Source organism: Mesorhizobium sp. M7A.F.Ca.CA.004.12.1.1 (genome assembly GCF_003997835.1).
GTDB lineage: Bacteria > Pseudomonadota > Alphaproteobacteria > Rhizobiales > Rhizobiaceae > Mesorhizobium.
The window spans coordinates 1-941 of sequence record NZ_RZRK01001316.1; the positions used below are offsets into that span (position 1 = coordinate 1).

At 55.8% G+C, this 941-nt stretch carries 1 protein-coding gene and 1 pseudogene; one reads left to right on the forward strand and one right to left on the reverse strand.

What is annotated here, in order from left to right; translation table 11 throughout:
• A pseudogene (locus EN984_RS39240) lies at positions 1-165 on the reverse strand (D-alanyl-D-alanine carboxypeptidase); the annotation flags it as partial.
• Positions 166-450: 285 nt separating this feature from the next.
• Here EN984_RS39240 and EN984_RS36070 point away from each other — a divergent pair.
• Positions 451-780: a phasin family protein gene (locus EN984_RS36070; RefSeq protein WP_013531776.1), complete on the forward strand. Its 330-nt coding sequence runs from the start codon at positions 451-453 to the stop codon at positions 778-780.
• The last annotated feature ends 161 nt before the right edge of the window (positions 781-941 follow it).

The following is a 941-nucleotide window of genomic DNA, read 5'->3' on the forward strand; positions in this document are numbered from 1 at the left end:
GTAAAGCACCTTGCCGGTCTTGGCATCCACGACGATGGCCGCCTGCCTGGCCGCCAGCGACGAGGCAACGTCGCCAAAAACGAATGTCATCGCCAAGGCGACGATCATCATCGTTTTGAGAGGGGAGGTGGATTTGGAAACGATGCCCAACAACGCCTTACGCACTGGTACTTCCCTTGGATTTCTTCGTTGCGTTGGAGGCGGCAAAGGGTCCTGCCTCGCTTCCGGTCAAGCTACCGGCGCAGCGTTACCAATCCGTTTATGGTAACCGCCGCGTTCACCATTTTCTTCGGGCTTGAGGTTCTCTTTATTCGATTTTTAGCCATTGGCTGCGCAGGCGGGCCCGCAAGCCCGCGGAATCTTGACTTTTGTGCGGCGCACAATATATTATCTTGCATTGCACAAGGGCGCCCCGAAGAAGGACGCTTCAACCGTCAAGGGAATCGTGAAATGACCCAGACCTATGAGGACTTCAGCAAATACGGCAAAGAGTTCGCCGACACCGGATTGAAGAGCTTCGCGTCGCTGTCCAAGGGCGCGCAGGCGATTGCCACCGAGGCTGGTGAATACACCAAGAAGAGTTTTGAAACCGGCAGCGCCACTGTGGAGAAGCTGTTTTCAGCCAAGTCGCTGGAAAAGGCGATCGAGATCCAGTCGGACTACGCCAAGCAGTCTTATGAGGCGTTCGTCGCCGAGGCCACCAAGATCGGCGATCTGTATGCCGAACTCGCCAAGGAAGCTTACAAGCCATTCGAATCGATCGTTGCCAAGGCGAAGTAATTTCGCCCGGGCGAACTGATTTCGCCTGACGTGACCCAGATTGAGCCTTTGAACCCGAGAAAAAGCCCGGCCGCGGAAACGCGGCCGGGCTTTTTCGTGTCAATTTTCGCTCCAGAGCCTCGCGCCCCTTCACGATTGCGAAAATCGTCCAAGTTTGGTGA

Bases quoted from the DNA above. Each gene is read 5' to 3' on its own strand.
- EN984_RS36070 (WP_013531776.1), top strand. From the start codon at position 451: ATGACCCAGACCTATGAGGACTTCAGCAAATACGGCAAAGAGTTCGCC.